This window comes from Thiolapillus sp., from assembly GCF_048562965.1.
Taxonomy (GTDB): domain Bacteria; phylum Pseudomonadota; class Gammaproteobacteria; order Chromatiales; family Chromatiaceae; genus Thiolapillus; species Thiolapillus brandeum_A.
The window spans coordinates 1-3,003 of the sequence record NZ_JBHNMF010000401.1 but is presented as its reverse complement, the minus strand read 5'-3'; the positions used below and the strand labels follow the sequence as shown (position 1 = coordinate 3,003).

Below are 3,003 nucleotides of genomic sequence, written 5' to 3'. Positions count from 1 at the left end.
GTTATTTTGATGATTTTCGATATGCCCAGCAGGACCAAAGAAATAAGCGGACTCACCAGATCAACCTTGCGTTTCTGTTTGGATTCGATTGGGATTTGATTCGCCAGCATATCCTGAATGAAAAGAGAAAGAGCGGCATCAAGAAGCTGAAGCCGCTATTGAAAAGTCTCTCGTTGCGTGGGTATACAGGCGACAAAAGCGCATTGGAATCCCGTTCGATTATTCTCGAATCCGAGATTCAGGAGATAGAGAATGATCTCGATCATTTCAAGGTTATCCCGGAATACCGGGAACTGGAAAAAGAGGCTGCAGATCTCAATGCGCACATGCGAAGGTTGTCTGCCGAAAACGGCCGGGACAGAGATCTTCAGCGTTATATCGAAAACGCGATGGCAGCAGAGGCCCGCCGGGAGTGGATCGAGTGAATGCGGTTTATGAGGAAGCGGGCCTGTTATTTCCTGACAATATTAGGGCGCAATTGGGGCAAGTGAAGGATTTCCATAGGCGCATCAGCGAGAATCGGCAGCACCACCTGCAGCGGGAACTCGATGCGGTAGAGGACAGGATTTCAAACCGCTACACACAGCAGAATACATTGCAGGAGCGGTACAGTGAGATTATGCGCAAATTGTCTGATGGTGGAGCCTTCGATGAATTTCGTGCGTTGCAGAAAAGGTTGACGGAAAAACAATCAGAATTTAGCGATATTCAGCAGCAGCTGGAGAACTTGATGGAACTCAAGGAGGAAAGGGTTTACCTCATAAAGGCAATAAATAAGGTAGTATTTTCTAGAGGAGTGAAGCTGGCCAATCCTTAATCGCACTAGGATGGTTGCTAGACACAATTGGCTCCTCAGAATCATACGAATGATAAAGAGCGTGCTCTTCTTCTGGCTCTTCTTTCCAATCCCCATAGCGGAATGCCAGGAGCAGGATCACACCGACCACAAGTGCGGAGAACAGTGCGTACATGGAAATCAGCAGCACCGGCACCAGGGTGCCGGTCAGAATGGCGGGCACCAGTCCCAGGCTCAGGGGATGGCGGCGCGTGGCGCGCACGGCACGCCCCAGCAGGGGCAGTTGACCCAGGCGGGTCAGAACGTGGTATATAGGGCGCACGACGGCCACTGGCAGCCATTTCAGGCGCGCCAGCAGGTTCCAGGCCAGAATCAGGCCATAGACGAGCAGCGCGATGACGATGCCGGTCTCAAGGGGATATTGGATGATCGTGAGCATGTTCCTTGTCCGTCATTCTCAATGGGCTAATCCATTATTCTATTTGAAATGTTAGTCCAGGCGGTTGGTGGTGTCAAAACACTCACGCGTCCAACCTTCTGGTCTATGCTCCCTGCTATCAATCTTGGTCACCGGCAGATTCACGGTTATTCGAGGCAAATTGCACAGCAGGCAATGCGACTTTGGGCAGGTTCATGCGCATGGACTGGCTCATCAAGAATTCACGCCAATAAGGCCATACATGATAGCTGGCATTCTTGAGTGCAAACGCATCAAGCGCTTTCTGTCCGGGTTCACCTTCTATCAAATACTCCGCAAGAAACGTCGCCTCTATAACAGCCTTGATATTCTCCTCTTCTTTCTCTTCAGACCCGCCTTCTACTTTTGGTTCCGGCAAAACCACCCATCGCGCGCCCAGGTCAATGTGAACCCGAAACAGGGTTACTTCTTTTTCGTCTTCTTGTAGTTGAAGCACATCCTCACAAGTGACCACATGCTTGAACTGCACGGCCAAATCATTCGCCTCTGGCGAATATTTTGGATCAAAACCCTCCATTAAGTCACCTTGCGAGTTCCGCAAATACACATCCTGAATGCGGAGGCATTCGATGGCTTTTTGCAGCTCTGCATTCATGCTGTTTTCTGCCATCCACCATCTGGATCTAATTTAGATGAATGAACCAGCCGGATGGGCGAGCACGTTGAGGCGATCTTTCTTTTTGGCGTAGTGCTCACCATCTCCCACTTATAAGAGCAACCACGTGTTCGCGTCACTGCAGCCGCAAAACCCGAAAAATAGGCAAGCGTATTAACCAAGTGTTGGTTGAGGCTCACACCTTCATTCTCAGCTGCCTCGGCAAGCGCCCGATGAAGCGATATTGGTAAACGCAGGGTTACGCGGCCACTGTATTCGTCCGGCACATCCTTTGGCATTGGCATCGCTTTGCCTTTCTCAGCAAAAATTTCTGCCGTGGTTTCAATGGCATCAATCGCCAGCTGGTAGGCTTCCTCAAACGTATCGCCGTATTCCGCCAGATCAGGCAGTTCCTTGACCCGGGCTTCGAAGCACAACTCGCCTTCAAAATCGCCACTCCGCACCGTGATATTGTAGGCATGTGGATCAATCATCATCTTGTCCTTCCAAGAAATCGATTATTTCTTTCTCGTGTTGCTGCAAAATGCGCAGCACCTTGCGAATATAGGCCGGCTTTATTTCCGGGTTCTTGCCATGTCCACAGTTATAGCTACCGGAGAAAAACTCCGGGATGCCGCCATGAACGAAAATCTTGTGGCCACCTTGCTTTCCATCTCGGACTTCAAAGCCCAACCGCGCCAGCTGTGCAGACAATGTGTCACAACGGATACTGGATACTGAGGCATTGAGTATCCCGACAACCTCCTCGAATGCCTGCTTAGCCACCATGTGACACCATATGTAGTGTCATATTGGGGGATTCCTTTAGATTTTTCAACATTCTTTTTTCTCTATTTCGTTACATTTCATGATCTTAATTGGCGGCCCGTGCAACAGAAGCCCCCTATCTCATTGTTTTTTCATGCCTTTGCAGTACAAATTCTAATTCTGAGGGGAGTGTAAGCCAAGGGCGAAGTTCCCGCTCTTGTCGTCAGCTGTTTGTTTTAGTAAATTACTCGCCACGTTTCAATCCACCCCACCTCTCGGCGACTGGGGAGTGCTCGCCGCCGCGTCGCTTTCCATGGCGGCCAGCCATTCGTTAAACTGTTTTATCAACGCTTGAGCTGGCTGCCG

At 50.1% G+C, this 3,003-nt stretch carries 6 protein-coding genes; 2 read left to right on the top strand and 4 right to left on the bottom strand.

Annotated features, from left to right (window positions below):
- A partial coding sequence (locus tag ACOCD2_RS15485; RefSeq protein WP_419625772.1) for a hypothetical protein occupies positions 1–425 on the top strand: 425 nt, incomplete at its 5' end.
- Entirely contained in the window at positions 422–817 is a 396-nt protein-coding gene (locus tag ACOCD2_RS15480) for a hypothetical protein (RefSeq protein WP_293701691.1), read from the top strand. The genes ACOCD2_RS15485 and ACOCD2_RS15480, both read left to right, overlap by 4 nt.
- Here ACOCD2_RS15480 and ACOCD2_RS15475 read toward each other — a convergent pair.
- The 4 genes from ACOCD2_RS15475 to ACOCD2_RS15460 form a co-directional block, all read right to left on the bottom strand.
- Complete coding sequence (locus tag ACOCD2_RS15475) at positions 789–1,235, bottom strand: hypothetical protein (protein ID WP_293674990.1); 447 nt, start codon at positions 1,233–1,235, stop codon at positions 789–791. The two genes, ACOCD2_RS15480 and ACOCD2_RS15475, sit on opposite strands and share 29 nt — an antisense overlap.
- A gap of 118 nt (positions 1,236–1,353) precedes the next feature.
- A complete protein-coding gene (locus ACOCD2_RS15470) occupies positions 1,354–1,869 on the bottom strand; it encodes a preprotein translocase subunit SecB (RefSeq protein WP_293653012.1) in 516 nt (171 codons plus the stop codon).
- Complete coding sequence (locus tag ACOCD2_RS15465) at positions 1,866–2,366, bottom strand: type II toxin-antitoxin system HicB family antitoxin (RefSeq protein WP_293680686.1); 501 nt, start codon at positions 2,364–2,366, stop codon at positions 1,866–1,868. The genes ACOCD2_RS15470 and ACOCD2_RS15465 overlap by 4 nt, the downstream gene beginning before the upstream one ends.
- The gene (locus tag ACOCD2_RS15460) at positions 2,356–2,658 is read right to left on the bottom strand and encodes a type II toxin-antitoxin system HicA family toxin (protein ID WP_371415060.1); all 303 of its coding nucleotides are present in this window, start codon (positions 2,656–2,658) and stop codon (positions 2,356–2,358) included. The genes ACOCD2_RS15465 and ACOCD2_RS15460 overlap by 11 nt, the downstream gene beginning before the upstream one ends.
- Between the last annotated feature and the right edge of the window lie 345 nt (positions 2,659–3,003).